The organism is Pseudonocardia asaccharolytica DSM 44247 = NBRC 16224 (genome assembly GCF_000423625.1).
GTDB classification, from domain to species: Bacteria; Actinomycetota; Actinomycetes; order Mycobacteriales; family Pseudonocardiaceae; genus Pseudonocardia; species Pseudonocardia asaccharolytica.
The window spans coordinates 1-25,484 of the sequence record NZ_AUII01000004.1 but is presented as its reverse complement, the minus strand read 5'-3'; the positions used below and the strand labels follow the sequence as shown (position 1 = coordinate 25,484).

General features: G+C 75.4%; 11 protein-coding genes. 5 read left to right on the top strand and 6 right to left on the bottom strand.

All coding sequences use genetic code 11. The features are described from left to right. The 4 genes from G567_RS0106045 to G567_RS27005 all read right to left on the bottom strand — a co-directional run bounded on the left by G567_RS0106045 (position 1) and on the right by G567_RS27005 (position 17,856). A complete protein-coding gene (locus tag G567_RS0106045) occupies positions 1 to 216 on the bottom strand; it encodes an MbtH family protein (RefSeq protein ID WP_028929282.1) in 216 nt (71 codons plus the stop codon). Continuing rightward, positions 213 to 15,428, bottom strand: a complete 15,216-nt coding sequence (locus G567_RS0106040; protein ID WP_051232402.1) for a non-ribosomal peptide synthetase — start codon at positions 15,426 to 15,428, stop codon at positions 213 to 215. Before G567_RS0106040 ends, G567_RS0106045 begins: the two co-directional genes overlap by 4 nt. Before the next feature lie 8 nt (positions 15,429 to 15,436). Further along, positions 15,437 to 16,456, bottom strand: a complete 1,020-nt coding sequence (locus tag G567_RS0106035; RefSeq protein WP_051232401.1) for an iron-siderophore ABC transporter substrate-binding protein — start codon at positions 16,454 to 16,456, stop codon at positions 15,437 to 15,439. 65 nt (positions 16,457 to 16,521) lie between these two features. After that, the gene (locus G567_RS27005) at positions 16,522 to 17,856 is read right to left on the bottom strand and encodes a lysine N(6)-hydroxylase/L-ornithine N(5)-oxygenase family protein (RefSeq protein ID WP_037056063.1); all 1,335 of its coding nucleotides are present in this window, start codon (positions 17,854 to 17,856) and stop codon (positions 16,522 to 16,524) included. 200 nt (positions 17,857 to 18,056) lie between these two features. Between G567_RS27005 and G567_RS0106025 the strand changes: the two genes are divergently transcribed. Then, entirely contained in the window at positions 18,057 to 19,004 is a 948-nt protein-coding gene (locus G567_RS0106025) for a methionyl-tRNA formyltransferase (protein ID WP_028929279.1), read from the top strand. A gap of 10 nt (positions 19,005 to 19,014) precedes the next feature. Here G567_RS0106025 and G567_RS0106020 read toward each other — a convergent pair whose 3' ends face one another. Both G567_RS0106020 and G567_RS0106015 read right to left on the bottom strand, forming a co-directional pair. After that, a complete protein-coding gene (locus tag G567_RS0106020; protein WP_028929278.1) occupies positions 19,015 to 20,787 on the bottom strand; it encodes an ABC transporter ATP-binding protein in 1,773 nt (590 codons plus the stop codon). Continuing rightward, positions 20,784 to 22,475 carry an ABC transporter transmembrane domain-containing protein gene (locus G567_RS0106015; protein WP_028929277.1) on the bottom strand — a complete coding sequence of 564 codons (1,692 nt, stop codon included), beginning with the start codon at positions 22,473 to 22,475 and terminating at the stop codon, positions 20,784 to 20,786. Before G567_RS0106015 ends, G567_RS0106020 begins: the two co-directional genes overlap by 4 nt. Positions 22,476 to 22,638: 163 nt before the next feature. Between G567_RS0106015 and G567_RS0106010 the strand changes: the two genes are divergently transcribed. The 4 genes from G567_RS0106010 to G567_RS0105995 all read left to right on the top strand — a co-directional run. Continuing rightward, positions 22,639 to 24,036, top strand: a complete 1,398-nt coding sequence (locus tag G567_RS0106010; RefSeq protein WP_028929276.1) for a dihydrolipoyl dehydrogenase family protein — start codon at positions 22,639 to 22,641, stop codon at positions 24,034 to 24,036. Between the two features lie 152 nt (positions 24,037 to 24,188). Continuing rightward, positions 24,189 to 24,437 carry a type II toxin-antitoxin system Phd/YefM family antitoxin gene (locus G567_RS0106005; RefSeq protein ID WP_028929275.1) on the top strand — a complete coding sequence of 83 codons (249 nt, stop codon included), beginning with the start codon at positions 24,189 to 24,191 and terminating at the stop codon, positions 24,435 to 24,437. Continuing rightward, a complete protein-coding gene (locus G567_RS0106000) occupies positions 24,434 to 24,694 on the top strand; it encodes a type II toxin-antitoxin system RelE family toxin (RefSeq protein WP_037056061.1) in 261 nt (86 codons plus the stop codon). The genes G567_RS0106005 and G567_RS0106000 overlap by 4 nt, the downstream gene beginning before the upstream one ends. Positions 24,695 to 24,869: 175 nt before the next feature. Next, the coding region (locus tag G567_RS0105995; protein ID WP_028929273.1) for a transposase at positions 24,870 to 25,484 on the top strand (615 nt) is incomplete at its 3' end.

The window sequence follows — 25,484 nt, the reverse complement described above, 5'->3', positions numbered from 1 at the left end:
TCAGCCCACGGCCCGGGTGCGTTCGCGCAGGCTGCGCGGGCGCAGATCGGTCCAGTGCTCCTCGACGTAGGCCAGGCAGGCGTCGCGGGTGTCCTCGCCGAACACCCGCCGCCAGCCGGGCGGCACCTCGGCGAACGCCGGCCACAGCGAGTGCTGGTCCTCGTCGTTGACCAGCACCAGGAACCGGCCGTCGGGGTTGTCGAACGGGTTGGTCACGGGGTCCTCCCCAGGACATCGGTGATCTCGGTCAGCGGACGGTGCGGGTCGGCCACCGCCGCGGTGAGCACAGCGAGCAGGTCGGCGACCATTCGCTGCGCCGTGCCGGGGTCGCAGAGGTCGGCGGCGTAGGTCAGCTCGGCCGGAACGGGCCCGTCGCCGGGCGGTTCGTAGACGCCGACCGTGAGGTCGGCCGTCGTGGCCGCCGGCGGGACGGCGCCGAACACACCCGCGTCACCGGCCAGGTCGGCGAGCCGGGCCTGCTCGTGGTGCACGAGCAGGACCTGCGGGCACGGGACCCCGATGGGCACCGGGGGCGCGACGGCGAGCACGTCGGGCAGCGGCACCTCGTGGCGGTCCAGCGCCGACAGGTCGGCCTCGCGCACCCGGGACAGCAGCGCGGCGAACGTCGGGTCGCCGGAGGTGTCGGTGCGCACCAGCACGGTCCCGGCGAAGCAGCCGACGAGATCGGCCAGCGCCTCCTCGGTGCGACCGGCGACCTGCACGCCGAGCGGGAGGTCCGGGCCCGCGCCGCGGGCGGTGAGCAGGGTGGCCAGGCCGGCCTGCACCACCATGAACAGGCTGGTCCCGCTCAACCGGGCGAGCCGGTCGATCCGCGCGTGCAGACCGGCGTCGAGGGCGAACTCGACGACGCCCGCCGCCCCCGTGGGCGTCGCGGGACGGGCCCGGTCGACAGGCAGCGCCAGCTCGGCAGGCATCCCGGCCAGCGTGCGGCGCCAGAACTCCAGCTGCCCGGCGGCGCGGCTGTCCGGATCACCGGGGTCGCCGAGCAGCTCGTGCACCCACCGGGTGTAGTCCGCATAGGACACCGGCAGCGGCGCCCAGTCCGGGGCGCGGCCGCCGAGCCGGGCGGCGTAGGCGGTGTGCAGATCGCGGAACAGCGGCACCACCGACCACTCGTCCACGCCCAGGTAGTGCATGGCGAGCACCAGTACCTCCGCCCCGCCGTCCTCGACCAGCAGCACCGCGCGCAGCGGCGGCCCCGCGGCCAGGTCCGGTTCCCCGGCGGCCAGCGCGGCGATCCGGGCGTCCAGCCCACCCGCGGGCACCGCGGCCACCTCCAGCACGGGCGGTGCGACGGGCCGCTGCACGGCGCCGTCCACGGCGGTGCGCAGCGGCTCGTGCCGGTCCACCACATCCTCCAGGGCGGCGGCCAGCGCGGCGTGGTCGAAACCGTCCTCGGAGCGCAGGGTGAGCGCATGGTCCCAGGTCCGGCGCCGCCGGTGCCGCTCCCACGGCAGCCGCTGGGCCGGGGCGAGCGGCAGCGGCTCGGGCCGCTCACCCGCGGTCAACGCCGGCCGCGCCGCCCGGCCCTGGCGTGCCCCGCCGGCGCCGCGCTCGGCAAGCAGGCCGGCCAACCCGGCGACGGTCGGCGCGTCGAACACGTCGCGGATCGACAGGTCGACGCCCAGCGCCCCGCGGATCCGCCCGACCAGCCGCATCGCGGCCATCGAATGCCCGCCGAGGGCGAAGAAGTCGTCGCGCACCCCGACCCGGGGCAGCCCCAGCACGGCCGCGACGAGTCCGGCCAGCACCTCCTGCTCGGGCGTCTCCGGCGCCGCGTCACCGGCCATCGCCCCCCAGTCCGGCGCGGGCAGCGCGCGGCGGTCGAGCTTGCCGTTCGGGGTGAGCGGCAGCGGGCCGTCCAGCGCGACGACCATCGCGGGCACCATGTGCTCGGGCAGCCGCGCGGCGACGTGGGCGCGCAGCCCGGCCGGGTCGACCGGACCGCCCGCGGGCACGACGTACCCGACCAGCCGAACCGTCTCGGCGCCGCGGTCGGCCACCACGGCGGCCTGCGCCACACCGGGATGCGCGGCCAGCGCCGCCTCCACCTCGCCGAGCTCCACCCGCACGCCGCGGACCTTGACCTGGCCGTCGACCCGGCCGAGATGCTCCAGCCCGTGCGCGCCCCAGCGCGCCCGGTCCCCGGTGCGGTACATCCGCGCCCCCGGCGGGCCCCACGGGCAGGCGACGAACCGCTCGGCGGTCAGCCCGGCCCGGCCCAGATAGCCGTGGGCCAGCCCGTCACCGGCGACGTGGAGCTCCCCCGCCACGCCGGGCGGCACCGGGGCCAGCCGCGCGTCGAGCACGTGGACGGTGGTGTTCGGGTCCGGCCAGCCGATCGGCACCGCACGGTCCCAGCCCGGCTCGGCGGGCCACAGCGTCGAGTTCACCGTCGCCTCGGTCAGGCCGTAGGCGCCGAACAGCCGCAGCCGGCCCGCCCACCGCCCGACCAGGTCCGGCGGGACGGTCTCGGTGCCGACGAGCACCACCGCGTCGTCGGGCAACGCGCAGTCGGCCGGCAGCGCCGACACCAGCGACGGCGGCAGGATCATATGCGTGATCCGTTGCGCGGCAAGGAAATCGGCCAGCACGGGCCCGGCGACGCGCACCTCGTCGGGGGCGAAAACCAGCGTCGCGCCCTCGGCGAGGGCCATCGTCAGCTCGAACACCACGACGTCGAACCCGACCGAGGCGTACTGCAGCACCCGGCTGGCCGCCGTCACCCCCATCCGGTCCACCGCGGTGGCGGCGAGGCTCGCCAGCCCGGTGTGCGGGACGACGACCCCCTTGGGCCGACCCGTGGAGCCGGAGGTGTAGATGACGTAGGCGGGCCGGTCGGGATCGGGGAACCCGGCGCGGACGGGGCCGCCCGGCCCGGGCTCGTCGGCCAGCACGGTCGCGATCCCGTCCACCGCGGGCACCCGGGGAGCGGTCTCGGTGTCGGTGAGCAGCACCCGGGCCCGGGAGTCGGTCAGCAGGTAGCGCAGCCGCTCGGCGGGATGCGCCAGGTCCAGCGGCAGCCAGACCGCGCCGAGCCGCAGCAGGCCCAGCACCGCGGCCACCAGCCCGGCGCGGCGCGGCAACGCCACCGCGACCACATCACCCGCGTCGACCCCGCGCCCGGCCAGCAGCGCCGCCATCCGGCCGGCGCGGGCGTCGAGCTCGGCGTAGCCGATCGTCTCCTGGTCGTCGACGACGGCGGACGCGTCGGGTGCCGCGGCGACCCGGCGGGCGAACAGCTCGGGCAGCGAACACCGTTGCACCGGGCGGTCGGTGGCGTTCACCGTGTGCAGCAACCGTTCCCGCTCGTCGGGGGTGAGCAGCTCGACGGTGTGCAGCGGCGCGTGCGGGTCGGCGGCCACGGCGGCGAGCAGCGCGGACAGCCGTCCGGCCAGCCGCTGCACGCTCGCCCGCTCGAACAGATCGGTGGCGTACTCGATGCGGCAGCCGATCCGGCCCGCGTCGACCCCGCCGGTCTGCTCGGTGAACGCGAACACCAGATCGAACTTGGCGGTGCCCGCCGGCACCGGCTCCCAGCCGACGTCGAGCCCCGCCAGCTCGGTGGGCTCGCCGGAGCGGCAGTGGTAGCCGACCATCACCTGGAACAGCGGGGTGCGGGCGCTCGACCGGGCCGGGTTGAGCCGCTCGACAACCGCTTCGAACGGCACGTCGGCGTGCGCGAACGCGGCCAGGTCGAGCGCGCGGACCCGGTCGAGCAGCTCGGCGAAGCCGGGGTCGCCGGACAGATCGGCGCGCAGCACGAGGGTGTTGACGAAGAACCCGACGAGATCATCGAGCGCCGGGTCGGTGCGCCCCGCGATCGGAGCGCCGAGCGGGACGTCCTCGCCCGCCCCGAGCCGGTGCAGCAGGGCCGCGACCGCGGCGTGCAGCACCATGAACATGCTCGCCCGGGCCGCGCGCCCGATCCGCCGCAGGCCGTCGCAGACGGCCGGGTCCAGGTCGAGCTCCAGCTCGTCGCCGCGGAACGAGGGCTGGGCCGGGCGCGGCCGGTCGGTGGGCAGCTCCAGCTCCTCGGGGGCGCCGCACAGGACCTGCCCCCAGTACGCGAGCTGGCGGGCGGCGAGGCTGTCCGGATCGACCGGATCGCCGAGCAGCGCGTGCTGCCAGCGGGCGTAGTCGACGTACTGCACGGGCAGCGGCGCCAGGTCCGGCGCGGTACCGGCGCGGCGGGCGGCGTACGCGGCGGACAGATCACGCAGAAACGGCCGGTCGGACCATTCGTCGGTCGCGATGTGGTGCAGCAGCAGCACGAGCACGTGCTCGTCCGGGGCGACCCGCAGCGCGGTGGCCCGCAGCGGCGGCTCGACGGCGAGATCGAAGGGCCGCGCCAGCTCGGTGGCCACCGCCTCGGCCACCGCATCCGGCTCCACCGCGCGGACCGCGACATGCGGGCGGGACGGCGGGAGCACCCGCTGGTAGGGCTCGCCGTCGCGCTCGCCGATGACCGTGCGCAGCACCTCGTGCCGCGCGGCGACGTCGCCCAGCGCCGCGGCCAGCGCGACGACGTCGAGCTCGCCGCGCAACCGCAGCACCAGCGGGAAGTGGTAGGCCGTCGAGCCCTCCTCCAACCGGTCGAGCAGCCACAGCCGCCGCTGCGCCGAGGACAGCGGCGGGTGCTGCGGACGCGGGGCGGAGACCAGCGGCGGGCGGACCGCCCCGCTGACCAGCCGTCCGGCCAGCTCGGCCGGGGTCGGCGCCTCGAACAGGTCGCGCAGGCTCAGCTCGGCGGCCAGCGCGGCGCGGGCCCGGCTGACCAGCCGGGTGGCCAGCAGCGAATGGCCGCCGAGGGCGAAGAAGTCGTCGTCGAGCCCGATCCGCTCCACCCCGAGCAGCTCCGCGTACAGCGCGCAGAGCGTCTGCTCGGTCGGGGTCCGCGGGGCCCGGTAGGCGGTCGGGGCGACCGGATCGGGCGCGGGCAGCGCACGGACGTCGAGCTTGCCGTTGACCGTCAGCGGCAAGTGATCGACCGCGACCAGCGCCGCCGGGACCATATAGCCGGGCAGCCGGGCGGCGGCGTGCGCGCGCAGGCCGTCCGGCACCGCCGCGCCGTTCGTCCCGGGGGCCACGACGTAGCCGACGAGCCGGGCCGACGCCCCGGACCCAGCCGCGACGACCGCGGCCTGGGTGACGCCGGGATGCTCGGCCAGCACCGAGGCGATCTCGCCCGGCTCCACCCGGTAGCCGCGGATCTTGACCTGGTCGTCGGTGCGGCCGAGGAAGTCCAGCTGCCCGTGGCCGTCCAGCCGCACCAGATCGCCGGTGCGGTACATCCGCCCGCCGGGCGCACCGAACGGGTCGGCGACGAACCGCTCCGCGGTGAGCCCCGGACGACCCAGATAGCCGCGGGCCAGGCCGGTTCCGGCGATGTACAGCTCGCCCGGGGTGCCGGGCGGGACCGGCCGCAGCCGCGAGTCCAGCACGTAGGCGCGGGTGTTGGTGATCGGGCGCCCGACCGTCGCGGTCGCCGACTCGGACGTGCCCGCGCCCAAGGTGTTGATCGTGTACTCGGTGGGGCCGTAGAGGTTGTAGCCCTCCACCCCGCCGGTCTCGCGCAGCCGCGTCCACAGCGACTCCGCCACCGCCTCGCCGCCGAGCAGCACCAACGGCGGGCGATGCGGCCCGTCGAGCAGACCCTCCTCGACCAGCAGCTGGGCATAGGTCGGGGTCACGTTGACCACGTCGATCCGGTGCGCCGCGCAGTAGCCGACCAGCGCCTCGGCGTCGCGGCGCAGCTGCTCGTCGCAGACGTGGACCTCGTGGCCCTCGACGAGCCAGAGCAGCTCCTCCCACGACATGTCGAAGGCGAACGAGACGGTGTGCGCGATGCGCAGCCGCCGTCCCCCGGTCCGTCCGATCGTCGGGCCGAAGATCGCCGCCCGGTGGTTGAGCTGCATGTTCGTCAGGCCCCGGTACGGGGTGACGACGCCCTTGGGCCTGCCGGTGGACCCGGAGGTGTAGATGACGTAGGCGGGATGGTCGAGCCGGCCGGGGACGCCGGGGGCGAAACCGCCCAGTTCGGCAGGGGTGAGCGGGCCGGCCGGCAGCGCGGCCAGCTCGGCCGCGACGGCCGGGTCGTCCAGCGCAATGCGGGTGTCGGTGCCGCCCGGCCAGACCCCGGACATGGTCAGGACGCAGATCGGGTCGGCGTCGGCCACCATGCCGGCGAGCCGCTCGCGCGGATGGTCGAGATCCAGCGGCAGATACGCCGCGCCGGTGCGCAGCACCGCGAACAGTGCGACCACCATCTCGACCGAACGGGGCAGCGCCAGCGCGACGATCCGCTCCGGGCCCGCGCCGCGGGCCAGCAGCAGCCGGGCCAGCCGGTTGACCCGGGCGTCCAGCTCGGCGTAGCGCACCGTCGCGCCGCGGAACACCAGCGCGGGATCGTCGGGCTGCGCCGCGGCGCGCTCGGCGAGCAGCTCCGCGATCGTGGCGTCGGGAACGTCACAGGTGGTGCCGGGCGGGGCGACCCGCTCGCCGGGCAGTAGCAGATCGAGCCTGCCGACCGGGTTGTCCAGCGCGGTCACCAGCCGCTGCGCCACGACGGCGAACCGGTCCAGCACCGCCCGCGCGCGGGCCGGCGGGACCGCACCCGGCCGGTGCACGAGCAACAGCCGCAACCGCCGGCCCGGGGTGACAACCAGGGTGAGCGGGAAATGGGTGGCGTCCTCGGTGCGGGAGGCCACGATGCCGAACCGGTCGCGGAAGGCGGCGAGCTCGTCGTCGCCGGTGAAGTTCTGCAGGACGAACAGCGTGTCGAACAGCGGGGCGTGCCCGGCCAGGCGCTGCACCTCGCCCAGCCCGAGGTGCTCGTGCGCCAGCAGCGCGGTGCGGGCCTCCTGGACGCGGCGCAGCAGATCGCGCACCGGCTCGGCCGGGTCGAGACCGACCCGCACCGGCACGGTGTTGAGGAACAGACCGACGATGCTCTCCACCCCGGGCACCTCGGCGGGACGGCCCGCGACCGTCGCCCCGAACACCACGTCGTCGCGACCCAGCGTGGCTGCGAGCACCAGCCCCCACGCCGTGGAGAGCAGCGTGTTCAGGGTGAGCCCGGCGCGACGGGCGGTGGCGCGCAGCGCCTCGGTGAGTTCCTCCGGCAGCTCGGCGCGCAGCCGCCGCGGTGGCTCCGGATCCGTCCCGGCAGGCCCGACCAGCGTCGGCTCGGCGAGCCCGCCGAGGGCGTCGCGCCACGCCGCCATGGCCGCGTCGACGTCCTGGCCGGCGAGCCAGGCCAGGTGGTCGCGGTAGGTGCCGGGGCGGGGCAGGTCGGCCTCGTCGCCGTCCCGGGCGTACAGCGTGAACAGCTGCTCGAGGAACAGTCCCGCCGACCAGCCGTCCCACACCATCAGGTGGTGGCTGACGACCAACCGGTCCACGACGTCCCCGCCGGGTTCGCCGAGGCGCAGCAGCAGCAGCCGGGCGAGCGGCGGGCGGGCCAGGTCGAACGGCCGGGCCCGGTCCGCGGCCAGCAGCGCCTCGGCGCGGGACTCGCGTTCGTCGGGCGGCAGCCCGGTCAGGTCGACGACGTCCAGCGGCATCCGCAGGTCCTCGGCGACGAACTGCACCGGGGTGCGCAGGCCGTCGCCGGTGAACCCGGCGCGCATGCCGGGATGGCGGGCGAGCAGCGCCGCGGCGGCCCGGCCCAGCCGGGCGGCGTCGAGCCGGTCGCGCAGGTCGAAGACGTCCTGGCCGGTGTAGAGCCCGTCGCCGTCGTCGAGCCCGGCCTGGAGGTTGGCATGGAAGAACATGCCCTCCTGCAGCGGGGAGAGCGGCCAGATATCGCCCACCCGCGCCGGGCCGAGCCGCTCGACGCGGTCGATCTCGTCCTGGGTGAGCGCGACCAGATCGAGGTCGGACGGGGTGAGGCCGCGGGGCGGGTCGGCGGCCAGCTCGCGCAGCGCGCCGAGCCAGCCCTGCGCGAGGGCGGCGACCGTGTCGGCCTGCAGCGCGCCGGAGAAGCTCCACGCGGCGCGCAGCTGCGGCCCGTCCGGGGTCTCGGCGGCGACCGCGTTGATCTCCAGCAGATGCGAGGGGCCCAGCCCGCCCCGCCCGTCCAGCACATCGGACTCGGGCGCGGGGAGCCAGTCGGCGAGCGCGGGGGCGGGGAAGCGACCGAAGTAGTGGAACAGCACCTGGGGTGCGCCGGCCGCGGCGAGCACGGGGGCGGTCTGCGGGTTGAGATAGCGCAGCAGGCCGTGGCCGATTCCGCGGTCGGGGGCGGCGCGCAGCGCGTCCTTGACCTGTTTGAGCGTGCTCCCGGCCGCCAGCCGGACGGGGGCGACGCTGGTGAACCAGCCGACGGTGCGTGCGAGGTCGGTCCCTGGCTCGATCGGCTCGCGGCCGTGGCGCTCGATGTCGACGAGCAGGTCGCCGGCTCCGTCCCGCCACCGCGAGACCGCCGTCCGCAGCGCCGCGACCAGCACGTCGGTGATATCGGCGCGCACCCCGGCCGGCACGGCCGTGAGCAGCGCCGCCGTGGTCCGCGGATCGAGGCGCACCTCGAGGCGCCGCACCGGTCCGGACGCGGCCGGTGCGCCCGGCACCAGCTCGCCGCCCGGCGCCATGGTGGCCGCCCAATGCTCCAGCTCGGCGAGTCGCCGCGGTGCCGCCGCCTCGTCGACGAGCGCGCCGGCGTGCTCGAGCAGCGACGTCACCACCGGCGGCAGCTGCGGCGGCAGGTCCGCGGCGACGGCCACCCAGGCGGTCGCCAGGTCCTCGAACAGGATCCGCCAGCTCACGCCGTCGACGGCGAGATGGTGTGCGGCCAGCAGCAACCGCCCGGGACGTCCGGGGCCCGCGTCGAACCACACCGGCGCGAGCATGATCCCGGCATCGGGGTCCAGCCGCGCGACCGCGGCGTCGAACGCGGTGCCGATCGCGGCGCGCAGCCCCGCGGGGTCCAGTCCGGTGGCGTCGACCCGGTGCAGCAGGTCCGCGGCGCGCACCGAGCCCGGTGGGCGCAGGCGCGGCGCCCAGGCGCCGCCCGCCCGGCTCAGCTGCAGGCGCAGCGCGTCGTGGTGGTCGAGGACGGCCTGCAGCACCGCGGCCAGCGACGCGGCGCAGACGCCCGGCGGTGTCGCGACCAGCATCGGCAGGGTGAACCGCTCGACCGGCCCGCCGTGCTCGCGCAGCCAGTGCGTGGCCGGGAGCAGGTGCGCACGCGCCCGTGAGCGAGAAGTCACGCCAGGGCGTACCTTCTCACTCACGAGGCCGGAGGCCATGGCGGCGGGGGTGCGGTGGGTGAACACCTCGCGGGGGCCGATCGGCAGCCCCGCGGCGCGGGCCCGGCTCGCGACGGCGATCGAGAGGATGCTGTCGCCGCCGAGGGCGAAGAAGTCGTCGTCCGGGCCGACCGCGTCGAGCCCGAGGACGTCGCCGACGATCCCGGTGAGCACGGCGACCGGATCGCCCGCGACCGGGACGGGCGCGGCCGGGCCCGCGCCGGCCGGTCTCGCCACGGCCGGCGCGGGCAGCGCCCGGCGGTCCACCTTGCCGCTCGGGGTGAGCGGCAACGCATCGAGCACGACGATCGCGTCGGGCACCATCGCGGCGGGCAGCGACGCGGCCACCGCCGCGCGTAGCCCGGCGGGGTCGGGACGGGCACCGGCGGCCGGCACCACGTACCCGACCAGCCGGGCGGACGCGCCGTCGGCGCGCACGACGACGACCGAGCGCTCGACGCCGGCCTCCCGGTCCAGCCGGGCCTCGATCTCGCCCAGCTCGATCCGGTGCCCGCGCAGCTTGACGTGCTGGTCGGCCCGTCCGATGTAGACCAACGTCCCATCGGCGCCGCGGCGCACCAGGTCTCCGGTCCGGTACAGCCGTGCCCCGGCGGGCCCGCACGGGTCGGCGACGAACCGCTCCGCGGTGGTCCCCGGGCGACGGTGGTAGCCGCGGGCGAGCTGGACCCCGCCGAGGTACAGCTCGCCGATCGCGCCGGGCGGCACCGGGCGCAGACAGGAGTCCAGCACGTGCACCACCGTGTTGGCGACCGGCCCGCCGATCGGGACCGACCCCCTCGACGCACCGTCCTCGACGTCCGCGGACCAGTAGGTGACCTGCACCGCAGCCTCGGTGGGGCCGTAGAAGTTGTCCAACGGCACCCCGGTGAGCGCCCGCCACCGCGCCGCGAGGTCGGCGCCGAGCGCCTCCCCGCCGCAGGACGCCCAGCGCAGGCTCGCCGCCCAGCCCGGATCGGCCGTCAGCTCGGCGGTGTGCAGGAAGCCCTCGACCAGTGACGGCACGAACGTCACGACGCTGACCGCGCGGCGGCGGATCTCCGCGGCCAGCTGCACCGGATCGGCGTGTGCCCCCGGGGCGGGCAGGACGACGGCCGCCCCGGTCGCGAGCGGCCAGAAGATCTCCCACACCGAGGTGTCGAAGCTCGCCGACGCGAGCTGCAGCACCCGGTCGTCCGGTCCGAGCCCGAACTCGCGCTGCGACCAGGCGATCTGGTTGACGATCGCGTGATGGGTCACCACGACGCCCTTGGGCCGCCCGGTGGAACCGGAGGTGTAGATCAGGTATGCGGCGGCGTCGGGGTCGGGTGTCCCGATCGTTGGCCCGCGGCCGGGCCGCAGCTCCTCCAGCGTGACACCGCCCGGGTCCGCGGTGCTCAGCAGCGCCCGCGCGCGAGAGTCGGCGAGCATCAGCTCCCGGCGCTGCGCGGGCCAGTCCGGGTCGAGCGGCAGGTACGCCGCCCCGGCCCGCAGCACCCCGAGCAGCGCCACGATCAGCTCCGGGCAGCGCGGCAGCGCGACGCCGACGACGTCCTCGGTGCCGAGCCCGGCGGCGCGCAGCCGCTCGGCGAGCGCCGCCGCCCGCCGGTCCAGCTCGGCGTAGCTGAGCTCGATGTCCCCGGCGATCACGGCGGTCGCGTCCGGGGTCGCGGCGGCCTGCGCGGCGACCAGCCCCGCCAGCGTCGCGTCCGGCACCTCCTGCACCGGCCCGGCGAGCGCCGGGACGTCGCCGGTGAGGTCCACGGCCGCGACCGGGGTGTCCGGGTCGGTCGCGACCGCGGTGAGCAGCCGGACGAGCTGGTCGCCGAGCCCCGCCACGGCGGCCGCGTCGAGCCGGGACGGGTCGTGCTCCAGCCGCAGTTCGAGGCGCGCACCGGGCTGCACGGTCAGGGTCAGCGGGTAGTGGGTGGTGTCGCGCACCTGCATCCCGCGCAGCCGCGGATCGGGTGCAGGGGCCGGCTGGTTCTCCAGCACGACGAGGGTGTCGAACAGCTCCTCGCCGGCGTCCAGCCCGGCGGCCCTGGCGATCTCGGCGGGTCCGAGGTGACGGTGGTCGAGCAGCGCGGCCTGCTCGTCCTGCAGCCGGGCGAGCACGACCCGCAGCGGCTCGGCCGGCCGCCAGCGCATCCGCACCGGCACCGTGGTGACGAACAGCCCGACCATCGCGTCGACGCCGTCGAGCGCGGCGTCGCGGCCCGAGGTCGCGGTGCCGAACAGGACGTCATGGCCGCCGGTGCGCCGCCCGTGCAGCAGGCCCCACGCCCCGGTGACGATGGTGCCGAGGGTGAGCCCGTGGGCCCGGCCCAGCGCGGTCAGCCCGGCGGAGAGCTCGGCCGCAAGCAGGACGCGGTGTTCGGCGACCGGTCCGTCCGGGCCGGCCGCGACCGGGACCAGCCGGCCCGGACCGTCGAGTCCGGCCAGCGCGGCGCGCCACGCGGCGCGCGCCGCGGCCCGGTCGCGCGCGGCCAGCCAGCCGTGGTGCGCCGCCAGCGGCGGTACGGGTGGCAGCGCGGTGTCGCCGTCCAGCCCGGTCAGCAGTTCGCGCACCAGCACCGCGATCGACCAGCCGTCGATCACGATGTGGTGGACGGTGAGCAGCAGCCGGTGCCGCGCTACCCCGAGCCGCAGCAGGGTGACGCGCATCAGCGGGGGCCGGGCGAGGTCGAAGCGCTGTTCGCGCTCGCGCGCGGCGAGCGCCGCGGCCCGCTCGGGCCGGTCGCTCAGGTCGAGGGCCCGCCATGGCAGCGCGGCGCCGCGGGCGATCACCTGGACGACCCGGCCGTCGGCCCGCTGGACGAACCCGGCGCGCAGCGCGTCGTGCCGGTCCACCAGCCGCTGGGCGGCCCGGCGCACCGCGGCGGCGTCGAGGTCGCCGTCGAGGTCGAGCGCGATCTGCGCGGTGTAGCGCCCGGCGTCGAGCTGGGCGTGGACGTAGAGCCCCTGCTGCAGCGGGGTCACCGGCAGGACGTCCGCGGATTCGGCCCGCTCCGTCGGCGTCGGCTCGGCCAGGCGGAACGGGGCGACGGCGGCATCGCGGCCGTGCGCGGGACGCGCCACCGCGGCCAGCGCGGCGACGCTGCGGTGGCTGAACACCTCGCGCGGGGTGATCTCCAGCCCGGCCCGCCGCGCCCGGTCCACCAGCGCCATCGCCGAGATGCTGTCGCCGCCGAGGGCGAAGAAGCTGTCGTGCACGCCGACCGCGGGCAACGCGAGGACCTCGGCGAACAGCCCGGCCAGGACGCGCTCGGCCGGGGTCGACGCAGCCGCCCCCGGGGCGGTCGTCGCCGTTCGGTCCGGGGCGGGCAGCGCGGCCCGGTCGAGTTTCCCGTTGGGGGTCAGCGGCAGCGGCGCGTCGCGCAGCAGGACCGCGGCGGGAACCATGTGCTCGGGCAGCAGTCCGGCGACGTGCCCACGCAGCGCCTCCGGGTCCGGAGGGTCGAGGACGTCGGCCGGGAGCACGTGCGCCGCCAGGCGCAGCGTCCCGCGGTGGTCGCGGACGGCCACGACCGCCGCCGCCGCGACGTCCGGGTGCCCCATCAGCACGCTCTCGATCTCGCCCGGTTCCACCCGGTGGCCGCGGATCTTCACCTGGGCGTCCGCCCGACCGAGGAAGTCCAGCGACCCGTCGGTTCGCCACCGCGCCCGGTCCCCCGTCCGGTACATCCGCGCACCAGGGCCGGCGAACGGGTCGGGAACGAAGCGCTCCGCGGTCAGGCCCGCCCGCCGGTGGTAGCCGCGGGCCAGCCCGCGCCCGCCCACGTACAGCTCGCCCTCCACGCCGACGCCGACCGGGCACAGCGCGGCGTCGAGCACGTAGCACCGCGTGCCGGGGTCGGGCACGCCGATCGGCACCGGACCCGACCAGCCCGGTTCCGCCGCCCACAGCGTCGAGTTCACGGTGGCCTCGGTGAGCCCGTACGCGGCGATCACCCGCAGCCGCTTGGCCCAGCGCGTGATCAGCTCGGCGGGCACGGTCTCGGTGCCGACGACCAGCACCGCGCCCTCGGGCAGCTCGGCCTCGGCGGGCAGCGCCGCGACCAGCGACGGCGGCAGGATCATGTGGGTGGCGCCGTGCGCGGCGAGATAACCGGTCAGCGGCTGGCCCGCGACCCGGCGCTCGGCGGGCACCAGCACCGCCCTGGCCCCGGTGGACAGCGCCATCACCAGGTCCCATACCGCCACGTCGAAGCCGACGGAGGCGAACTGCACGACGCGGCTGCTCGCGTCCACCCCGAGCCGTCGCGCGGCCGTCGCGATGAGCGCGCCGACGCCGTCGTGCGACACGACGACGCCCTTGGGGCGGCCGGTCGATCCGGAGGTGTAGATGACGTAGGCGGCGTGGTCGAGCGCGATCCGCACCGGCGGCGGGCCGGGCGGCTGCGCGGCCAGCGCGGCGCGCACCGCGGCGGAGTCGAGCAGGATCGGCTCCGGCCCACCGGGGAGGTCGGCGAGCACGCCCGAGACGGTGAGGACGGTGCGCGCACCGGCGTCCTCGACCGTGTAACCCAGCCGCTCGGCGGGGTGGTCGAGCTCCAGCGGCAGGTAGGCCGCGCCGGCCTTGAGCACGCCGAGCAGCGCGACGACCAGCTCGGCAGTGCGCGGGAGCGCGACGGCGACGACGTCCTCGGCGCCGGTCCCGCGGGCGGCCAGCAGCCGCGCCAGCCGGTCGGAGGCGGCGTCCAGCTCCGCGTAGCTGAGGGTCTCGTCGGCGCAGACGAGCGCGACCGCGTCCGGGGTCGCGGCGGCCTGCCGGGCGAACGCCTCGGGCCAGGTCACGTCCTCGACCGCGGGTGGCTCGCCCACGCCGAGCGCGGTGACGTCCGCGCGCTCGGCGGCGGACAGCAGGTCGATCCGGCCCAGCGGCCGGTCCGGGTCCGCCGCGAGCGCGTCCAGCACGGTGCGCAGGCGGCGCTCGTGCTCGGCGAGTGCGGTCTCGTCGCAGGCCGCGGCGTCGGCGTCGAGGTGCATGCGCAGGCCCCGGCCGCCGGGCCGCAGCGCGAACGCGACGGCCAGGTCGTGCACCGGGCCGAGCGCGTGGTTGACGACGTCGACGTCCAGCCCCGGGACCGCCAGGTCGCGGTCGAACGGCAGCACGTTGACCGTCGGCCCGACCAGCTCGCGCAGCCCGCCGGCCAGGCCGAGGTCGCGGGCCAGCTCCTCGCCGGGGACGCGGGCGTGCGCCGCCGCCGCGCCGACCGCGGTGTCCACCGCCGCGAGCAGTTCGCGGGCGGTGAGCCCGGGATGGACCGCCAGCCGCAGCGGCAGCACGGTCGAAGCCATCGCGGGCAGGCCGCGTATCTCGGCGTCGCGGGCGGACATCGGCAGCCCGAGGACCAGATCGGTCGCGCCGCTGACCCGGTGGGTGTAGGCGGCGACGGCGGCGATCAGCAGCCGCGACAGGCCTCCGCCGGCTGCGGCGGCCGCCGCCGAGAGCCGGACCGTCGCGTCGGCGTCGAGGTTCACGGTGCGCCGCCGCGGCCGGTCCGGGGTGTCGGTGAGCGACACGAGCCGCGCGGGCCGCGGGCGGTCGGCGAGCAGCGCCCTCCAGTGGGCGACGTCGGCAGCGTGCCGGTCCGAGCCGCGGTAGGCCCGGTCGTGCGCGACGAGCCGGTCCAGCGACCAGTCCGGCGTGTCGTTCCCCGGCCCGCCATACAGCGCGGCCGCCCGCGCGGTCAGCGCCGCGACGCCGTGCGCGTCGATGATCACGTGGTGGTAGCGCTGGTACCAGCGCACCCGGTCCGGGGCCAGGCGCAGCAGCGCGTGGCGGTGCAGCGGGGGCCGGGCCGGATCGAGCGGCGCGGCCAGGTCCGCCCGGACCAGCGCGTCGGCGGCGGCAGCCGGGTCGGGTTCACCGGAGAGGTCGAGCACCTCGGGGTCGCCGGCCGGCGGCCCCGGGTGCTGGTACGGCGTCCCGTCCCGCGCCTCGACCCGCACGTGCAGCGCGTCCGCCTCGGCGACGGCGCGGCGCACGGCGGCGGCCAGCTGATCGAGGTCGACGGCGCCGCGCAGCTCGACCGACCAGCCGATCGTGTAGCGGCGGGTGTCCGGGTCGAGCCGGTGGCCCCGCCAGATGCCGTCCTGGGCGGCGGTGAGTGGCCGGGCGCCGGCCGGGACGTCGGGTGGGATCGGGACGCCGTGCATCCTGGCTCCTACTGCTGCTTTCCGGCGGCGGCCAGCTGCGGAACGAGCTGGTCGGCGGCGTACGGGATGCTCAGGACCGTGTTGAACGACAGGGCCGCGCCGATCGGGGGAACGTCGTAGGGCACGAACAGCTCGCGGTGCTCGGTCGCGACGCGCAGCCGCTGGTAGAGCGGGTCGGCCTTGATCCGCGGCTCGGTCCCCGCGTCACCGGTCAGCCACACCAGCCGGTCGGCCTCGAGGAGGTCGAGCCGCTCGGCGCTGAAGTCCACGAGGTTCTTCGTGCCGATGAACTGCTGCAGGGCCTGCGGCATGGTGAAGCCCATCTCGGACATGAAGATCATCTTCGGGTCCTTCGGTGAGAACGCCGTGTACTGGCCCGGCTCGTAGTTCTCGGCCACCACGGCGGTCATCCCGGCGAACTCCGGATGCTCGGCGCGGATCTTCGCGAACCGGTCGGCGATGCCGTCGATCAGCTCGTCCGCCTTCTGCTCCTGGCCGAGCGCCTTGCCGATCGCGCGCGTCATGTCCTGCCACGGCGCCTGGTAGTCCTCGAATCCCTTGGGCTGCGCGACGACGGGCGCGATTCCGGAGAGCCGGTCGTACTGGGTCTGCGACATCCCCGAGTACTGGGCGATGATCAGGTCGGGTTTCAGCGCGGCGATCTGCTCGATGTTGTACTCGTCGCGCTCACCGACGATGGTCGGCGGCGCGGCGCCCCACAGCGTCCGCACCCAGGGCCATTTGCCGAACGGCTCCTCGCCGAACCAGGCGACCGCCCCGACGGGTTTGTGGCCCAGCGCCAGCACCGCGTCCTGGTCGGAGAGGCCCAGGGTGACGATCCGCTGCGGCTGCGCGGGGATCGTCGTGCTCCCGTACTTGTGCTCGACGGTGACCGGGAACGCCCCCGTCCGGGTGTCGGCCGCGGCGTCGACCTTCGGTTCGGCGCCGCCACAGGCGGCCAGGAGCGTGGCGAGGAGCAGCGCGAGCGCGGCCCCCAGGCCCCGGCGGGCGGTTCGGGTGGGAAACATGGTGCATCCTTCTTTCGGGCAGGGTTGAACTCCGGCGGACCGCTCCGCCGTGCGCGGAGGTGGATCTAGACCGCCGGGGTGAGCGAGTCGCGGGACATCGGCAGCGCCCGCCGCCGGTTCGCGAAGATCGAACGCAGGATCTCCGCGGCCCGGACCGCCGCGTTGGACAGCAGCGAGGACGACAGCCCGTGGGTGTGCTCGGTGCCCCCCTGCAGGTAGATCCCGCCCCGCACCTCGGGTTCGGTGACGACGCGGTAGTCGCGCTCGACGCGCAGTCGTCCCTGGTCGTCCCGGTGGCAGGCGGCCCCGAGCTCACCCAGCAGCGTCAGCGGGTCGGCCGGGCGGTAGCCGGTCGCGTAGACGACGACGTCCGCGTCGAGCCGCGTCACCTCGCCGGTGGTGAGTGATTCGACGGTGACCGCGACGCTGTCCGCGTCGGCGACCACCGAGGCCAGCCGGGAGGCCGGGAACAGACGCAGCCGCTCGTGTCCCAGCACCTTCTCCTGGTAGACGCGCCGGTAGAGGTCCTGGATCAGGTCGATGTCGACCACGGAGTAGTTCGTGTTGGCGTGGTAGTCGACCATCATCTGCTTGACGTGCTCGGGCGCGGCGAAGAAGTGATCGACGGCCTCCGGATCGAAGATCCGGTTCGCGAACGAGCTGTCGTCGGCCGGGCTGTAGCCGTAGCGCGCGAAGACCGAGCAGACCTCCGTCTCCGGGAAGCTCCGGTGCAGGAATGCGGTGACCTCCGCGGCGCTCTGCCCGGCACCCACGACGACGAACCGCGAGGGCCGGGTGGCGCCGAGTCCGTCGACCGAGCGGAGCAGGTCGCGGTTGTGCCAGATCCGGGGCCCGGCCGAGACGCCGTCGGGCAGCTTGGGCCGCAGCCCCAGCCCGAACACCACGTTGCGGGCGCGATGGCTGGTGAGCTGGTCATCGGGGCCGCGGGTGGTCACCTCGAAGCCCTCGACCGTCCCGCGAAGCGTCACCGGGCGCACGCCGACGACCTCGTGGCCGTAGCGGACGAGGTCCCCGACCTGCGCCGCGGCCCACTCCAGGTAGTCGTGGAACTCCACGCGCAGTGGGAAGAGGTTCTTGTGGTTGATGAAGTCGACGAGCCGGCCGCGGCTGTGCAGATACGACAGGAAGCTGAACCGGCTCGCCGGGTTGCGCAGCGTCACCAGGTCCTTGAGGAACGACACCTGCATCGTCGCGTCGTCGATCAGCATGCCGCGGTGCCAGCCGAAGCGCGGCTGCCGCTCCAGGAACAACGCCGACCCCGTTCCGGCGTCCGCCGGCTCCTCCTCGGCGACCGCGATCGCCAGCGCGAGGTTCGAGGGGCCGAAGCCCACGCCGATGAGATCGTGAATCGGCGATGCGGCGCGTGTCGTGACGGACATACCAGTCCCCTCGTCAACCCGAATCAGGCATGAGCCTGCCCTTGCCAATGCAGAGGGCACCCTAACCTAAGACTTGGCGGTGAGCTAGCCCGGATGGCGGAGATCGGCTCCGCTGAGCGACACAGTCTCCACCCCTTGTGTAGTGAGGCAAGCCTCGCTTAACTGTGCGCTCGATCCGTCACGGAAGGGGTGCCTGCTCGATGCGCGTCGTCATGTTCGGCTACCAGACCTGGGGGCACCGCACGCTCGCGGCGCTGCTCGAGGCGGGACACGAGGTGGCCCTCGTCGTCACCCACCCGCCCAGCGACCACGCCTACGAACGGATCTGGGGTGACTCGGTCGAGGAGCTGGCCCTGCGGCACGACCTGCCGGTTCTGCTGCGCACCCAGCCCGACGACGAGGAGCTGCACCGGCGTCTCAAGGAGGCCGAGCCCGACGTCATCGTGGCGACGAACTGGCGCACCTGGATCCCGCCGCAGGTGTTCGACCTGCCGCGGTACGGCACGCTCAATGTGCACGACTCGCTGCTGCCCGCCTACGCCGGCTTCGCCCCGATCAACTGGGCGATCATCAACGGCGAGACCGAGGTCGGGGTGACCGCGCACCTGATGGACGCCGAGCTCGACGCCGGCGCCATCGTGATGCAGCGGGCCGTGCCCGTCGGCCCCCGGGACACCGCGACCGACCTGTTCCACCACACCCTCGAGCTGTTCGGGCCGATCACGGTCGAGGGGCTCGATCTCCTCGCCTCCGGGCGCACCGACTGGCTCCCGCAGGACCGTTCCCGGGCCAGTTTCTTCCACAAGCGCTCGATCGAGGACAGCCGCATCGACTGGAACTGGTCCGCCCGCGACATCGCCAACCTGGTGCGCGCGCAGTCCGATCCCTACCCGAACGCGTTCACCCACCACCGCGGTGCGGTGCTGCGCATCCTGTCCGCCCGGGTCTCCGAGCGGCCCTACGGCGGCACCCCGGGGCGGATCTTCTTCCGCGAGGGCGACGGGGTGGTGATCGTGGCGGGCCCGCGGGCGCGCACCGGCCGCGAGCCCGGGCTGGTCGTCGAGCGGGTGCGCACCGAGGACGGGCGGGAGTACGCGGCGACGGAGTACTTCCGCACGATGGGCGGATATCTCACCGCCCGGCCCTGATACAGCAGCGTCAGCGCGCGTCCTGCCAGGCGGCCCACAGCCGCGCGTACCGGCCGCCGGCGGCCACCAGCTCGTCGTGGCTGCCCTGCTCGACCACCCGCCCGGCCTCGAGCACCACCACACGGTCCGCGCTCGCGGCCTGGGTCAGCCGGTGGGCCACGACGAGGGCGGTCCGGCCGGCCAGCGCCCGCCGCGCCGCCGCCTCCAGCACCCGGGACCCGGCGCTGCCCGCCTCGGCGGTCGCCTCGTCGAGGATCGCGAGGGGCGGGTCGGCCAGGACCAGGCGGGCCAGCGCGATCTGCTGGGCCTGCACGACCGTCAGCGGATGCCCCCCGGTGCCGACGACCGTGTCGAGTCCCGCCGGCAGCGATTCGGCCCATTCGCGGGCGCCGACGGTCTGCAGGGCGGCCAGCAGCTCACCTTCGGTGGCGTCCGGCCGGGCCAGCCGCAGGTCGTCGGCGAGCGGCCCGGCGAAGACGTGCACCTCCTGGGTGATCAGCGCGATCGTCTCCCGCAGCACCGCCGGGCCCTGCTCGGACAGCTGCACGCCGCCGATGTCGACGCTGCCGCGGCTGGGCCGGTGCACCCCGGCCACGAGCTTGGCCAGCGTCGTCTTGCCCGCTCCGCTGCCCCCGACCAGCACCACCTGCTCGCCGTCCGCCACGTCGAGGTTCACCCGATCGAGCACGTCGTGGCCCGCCACGTAGCGGTGCCCGAGCTCCTTGGCGCGCACCGACGCGTCGACCGGGCGGGCCGGCCGCTCGGGCTGGTGCTCGGCCGGCAGATCGGCGACCCCCACGATCCGGGCCACGCTCGCGGCGGCCGACTGCGCGGTGTCGAGCAGGAAGAGCACCTGGTTGATCGGGTTGAACAGGTTGATGAAGTACAGCGCCGCGGCTGTCGCCGTGCCCACGGACACCGCACCGGCGCGGACCAGGACGAAGCCCGTGGCGAGCACCGCGGCGGCGCCGACGAACTCGGCGAGGTTGAGCCGGCCGAAGAAGCCGGTCTGCAGCCGCACCACGCGCAGCGCCGCCGTCACGACGTCCTCGGAGCGCCGCCGCACCCGCTCGCGGTGCTCCGCGGCCAGCCCGAACGCCCGCACCGTGGCGGCCCCGCTGACGGTGTCGAGCAGTTGCTGGTGCTGAGCCCCGCCGATCACCCGCTGCTCGGCGTAGAGCGGGGCGGACCGGCGCAGGTACCAGCGCGCGGTGAGCGCCTGGATCGGGACGGCGAGGAGCGCGGCGAGCAGGAACCGCCAGTCCAGGACGGCGAGACCGACGAGGGTGAGCGCGACGACGAGTGCCGCGCGGGCGAACTCCGGCACCGCCTCCCGGACGGCCTCGCCGACGAGCGTGACGTCGGAGGTGACCCGCGAGCTCAGATCGCCGGAGCCGGCGGCCTCGACGCGCTCCAGCGGCAGGCCGAGCGCGTGCGCGACGAACCGTTCCCGCAGCGTGGCCAGCATGCTCTCGCCGACGCGCGCGATCCCGGCGATGCCCAGCACCGCCGCCACGCCCTGTCCCAGCGCCACCGCGACGAGCACCAGCACCGGCCCGGTGACGGCGTCCGGTGTCCCGCCCTGCACGACGAGGTCGACGATGCGACCGAGCAGCGGCGCGGTGAGCAGGCTGACGGCCGCGCTCGCGGCCAGCGCACCGAGCGCGGCCGTCGCCGTGACCCGGCAGGGTCGCAGCAGCTCGCCCAGCACGGCGCGGGTGCGCCGGGCCGAGGCGATCGGCAGGATGTCGCGTTGCGCACCAGAGGCGGGGGGTTCGGTCATCCGAGCACCGCCGCGCGGTAGCCGGCGTCGGCGTGCAGCAGCTCGTGGTGCGTGCCCTCGGCGCGGAGCCGGCCGCGCTCGAGCACGACGACGCGGTCGGCGACACCGAGCAGGGCCGGGCTGGTGGCCAGCACGATGGTGGTGCGGCCGCGGCGGACCTCGCGCAGCGCGGCCGCGATCCGGGCCTCGGTGACGGCGTCGACGGCCGTCGTGGGGTCGTGCAGCACCAGTACCGGAACGTCCGCGGCCAGCGCCCTGGCCAGTGCCACTCGTTGCCGCTGGCCGCCCGAGAGCGAGCGACCCTGCTCCGCGATCGCGGTGTCCATTCCGTCCGGGAGCACCCCGGCCACCTGATCGGCCTGCGCGGCGGCCATGGCCGGCGCCGGATCCCGGCCCGGTGGCGCCCCGGCCAGCACGTTCTCCCGCAGCGTCCCGGCGAACAGCTCGGCGTCGTGGGTGGCGACGAGCACGAGGCGGCGGGCGTCGGCCGGGGTGTACTGCGCGAGCGGCACGCCGTCGAGCTCGATCGCCCCATCGTCGGGCTCGGCCTCGCGGCCCAGACAGCGCAGCAGGGCGGTGGCGGCGTGTGGATCGGCCGCCACTCCGAGCAGCTCGCCCGGCCGGACGGCCAGCTCCAACCCGTCGAGCGGGCCGTGCGTCAGGGCGCGCAGCCGCAGCTCGCCGCGCGGTTCGACGGGAGCCGGACGCGAACCCGCGCCGACCGCGGTCGGCGCGGACAGGACGGTGGCGATGCGGGCGGCCGAGGCACGCCCCTGCGCAAGCTGGCCGTTGACCCAGCCGAAGATCTGCAGCGGGCCGATCAGGAACTGGGCCAGGCCCACCGCCGCGACGAGCCCGCCGACGCTGATCTCCCCCTGCATCGCGAGCCGCCCGCCGACCAGCGCCACCAGGGCCAGGAACAGCCCGTTCGCGGCCAGCACCGCACCCTGGTATCCCGCCTGGGCGCGGGTCGCGCGCAGGGTGGCGGACAGGGCCTCGCGGCTGGTGGTGACGTACCGGCGGACCGCCGCGGGTTCGGCGCCGATGCCCTTGAGCACACGCACCCCGGCGACGAGGTCCGCGGCCACCCCGGCGGCCTGGGCGCCACGCTCCTGCTCCGGACCGCTGCGCCGCTCCACCGGCTTGCCCAGCAGGTGCACGAGCAGAAGCAGCGGCGGGGTGCCGAGCAGGATGAGCAGCCCCAGCGGGAGCGAGATCCGCAGCAGCGCGACCGCCACGACCACGGTCGCCACCGCCGCCGCCACCCCGAGCGGGAGCGCGAAGTTGACCACCCCGACCCGCTTGGCGTCGGCCACCGCGATGGTCGCGAGACTTCCGGGCAGCCGGCCCGACTCGGCCCCGCCCCGCGGATCGAGCACCCGGCCGGTCACCCGTAGCCGCAGCCGCTGGTCGGCGCGCACGTCGGCGAGCCAGGACCGCCGGGCGCCCCAGCGGTAGCTGAACGAGAGCATCGCGAAGTCCAGGCCGAGCAGCAGCAGCCAGAAGGCCAGCGCGCCGGCGTCGCCCGTGGTGACCGCGTTGTCGATGACCGCACCGACCAGGACCGGGACGAGGGCCTCACCCGTCTGGTGGCCGATGAGAAACACCGACGCAAGACAGACGTAGCGCGCCTGCGAGGTCACCGATGCGCGCAGCACCGAGCCCTCGGTGATCGTCTCCGAGCTCATGAAGGAAGGTTAGCCTTACCATGCGCGAGGCAGGGAGGGTCGGGAGCGGTCGGATCCGGGGCGAGTTTCAGGACGGTCCCGGCCGGGGATAGCTGCACCGTGGCGCGTCGTGACGCCGGAGGCGAGTGCGCTGGACCAGCAACCGAGCAGCGGGGAGGAACCCATGCCGGCCGTGACCGTGGACGTCGTGGTGATCGGGATGGGCCCGGGCGGGGAGGACGCCGCGACCCGGCTGGCCCGGGCCGGGCTCGCCGTCGTGGGCGTCGAGGCCCGGCTGCTCGGCGGCGAGTGCCCCTACTACGCCTGCGTGCCGACGAAGATGATGCTGCGCGCCGCAGACGCGCTCGCCGAGGCCCGCCGGGTGGACGAGCTGGCCGGGTCGGCCCAGGTGCGGCCGGACTGGGCGCCGGTCGCCGCCCGGATCCGCGCCGAGGCCACCGACGACTGGGACGACGCCGTCGCGGTCGAACGGTTCGAGAAGGCCGGCGGCCGGTTCGTCCGCGGCCGGGCGCGCATCACCGCCCCCGGCGAGGTCACCGTGTCCACAGCGGACGGTACGCGGGTGGTCCGCGCCACCAGGGGCATCGTGCTCAACCCGGGCACCGAGCCGACCGCCCCGCCGATCGAGGGCCTGGCCGGCACCCCGTACTGGACCAACCGGGAGGCGGTGGCGGTCGAGCAGCTACCCGACGCGCTGATCGTGCTCGGCGGCGGCCCCGTCGGGTGCGAGTTCGCCCAGGTCTTCGCCCGCTTCGGCACCGCGGTGACCGTGGTGGAGGCGATGGAGCGGCTGCTGCCCGCCGACGAGCCCGAGGCGTCGGAGTTGCTCGCCGGGGTGTTCGCCGCCGAGGGCATCGCGGTGCGCGCCGGGGTGTCCGCCGGGCGCGTCGAGCACGCGGCCGGGCAGTTCCGCATGCATCTCGACGACGGGGACGTGCTGGCCGCGCGGCGGCTGCTGGTGGCCACCGGTCGGGGCACCGACCTGGCCGCGCTCGGGGTCGGCGCGGTCGGGCTGGACGAGCAGGCCCGCACCATCCCGGTCGACGAGCGGATGCGCGCCGCCGAGCGGGTGTGGGCGGTCGGGGACGTCACCGGCCAGGGCGCGTTCACCCACGTGTCGATGTACCAGGCGCGGATCGCCGCCGCCGACATCCTGAATCCGCACAGCGACGACGAGGAGGGCGGCGGGGAGAGCGCCGACTACCGCGCGGTCCCGCGGGTCACCTTCACCGATCCCGAGGTGGGGTCGGTGGGCCTGACCGAAGCCGCCGCCCGCGACGGCGGGCTGCGGGTGCGCACCGGGCTGGCCCGCGTCCCCTCGTCGGCGCGGGGGTGGATCCACAAGGCCGGCAACGACGGGCTGATCAAGCTCGTCGAGGACGCCGACCGCGGTGTGCTCGTCGGCGCCACCTCGGCCGGACCGGTCGGGGGCGAGGTGCTCGGCGCGCTGGCCGTCGCCGTCCATGCCGAGGTGCCCACCGTTCGGCTGCAGCAGATGATCTACGCCTACCCGACCTTCCACCGCGCCATCGAGGACGCGCTGGGCGACCTCGCCGGCTGATCATGACGGAGTCTCCCTCCGGCCATGCCGGGTGATCGCGAGGCCGGCCCGGACAATGGGAGAGCCGCGAAGGCCAGCTCACCCACGCTGGCGGAGTCGCAATGAAACCACCGATCTTGTACGAGATGTGAAAAGAGTTGTACGCTTGTGTCATGGTCACCATGAACATCAGCGCAGCGCGGGACAACTTGCCCGAAGCGGTTGAAACGGCCCGCACCGAGGCGGTGTTCATTGAGCGCTACGGCCGCCCCGCAGCCGTACTGGTCAGCCCCGAACGGTACGAGAAGCTGATGGCCGCGCTGGAGGACGCCGAGGACATCGCGGCCTTCGACGCCGCGATGAACGAGGAAGGCCCCAACATCCCCTGGGACCAGGTCAAGGCTGACCTCGGCTGGGAGTGAACGCGTACCGCATCGAGCTTCGCCCAGCCGCGGTCAGGGCCCTCCGCAAGCTCGATCCGCAGGTGCGCCGTCGCATCCAAGGCGCCATCGCGCTGCTCGCACGCAACCCACGTCCACCGGCGGCGCGCGCACTGCAGGGGCGGCCGGGGCTCCGCGTGCGCGTCGGTGACTACCGCATCATCTACACGGTGGCTGACGACGTGCTACTGGTTGTCGTGGTGACGCTCGAGCACCGGCGCGACGTCTACGACAAATGACGGGATCCTCGGTTTCACTGAGTGTGCTGGTTTCACGCGAACCGCGTCGCACACGCGCTGACCACGCCGGCCCACTCAATGATCACCAAGAATGGGACATACGCCGCATGGGGAGGCTGTTGGCGAATCAGCGCGTCTATCCACTGTGGACCCCTCTTCCCGGGATGCTTGGCCGGTGGCGAAGGGGTACCGGCCGGTGGTGCGGGACCAGGAGTTCCTGTTGCCGCCGAACATGTCCGACTGGCTGCCGGAGGGCCATCTGGCCTGGTTTGTGATCGACACGGTGGCCGCGCTGGACACCGCGGCGGTCCACCAGCGGGCGGCGCGGCGGCGCGACGGGCGGGACCGGCGCACCGCGGCCGGGCGGGCGGGGTATGACCCGGACATGCTGCTCACCCTGTTGCGCTACGCGTACGCGGTGGGGCCGCGCTCCAGCCGGGCGATCGAGCGGTTGTGCGGCACCGACGTGGCGTTCCGGGTGCTCTGCGCCCAGGACGCCCCGGACCACACGGTGATCTCCCGGTTCCGCCGGACGCACCTGGAGGCGTTCACCGAGGTGTCCGCCCGGGTGCTGCGGCCGGGCCGGGCGGCCGGGCTGGCCCGGCTGGGCACGGTCGCGATCGACGGGTCGAAGATCGCGGCGAACGCGTCGCTGCAGGCCGACCGCGGCGCCGAGTGGCTGCGTGACCAGGTGGCGAGGATGGCCGTCGATCCGGACGCGGCACACGGCACCGGGCAGGCCGCCCAGTACCTGCTGCGCGCCGCCGACCGGGACGCCGCCGACCGGGAC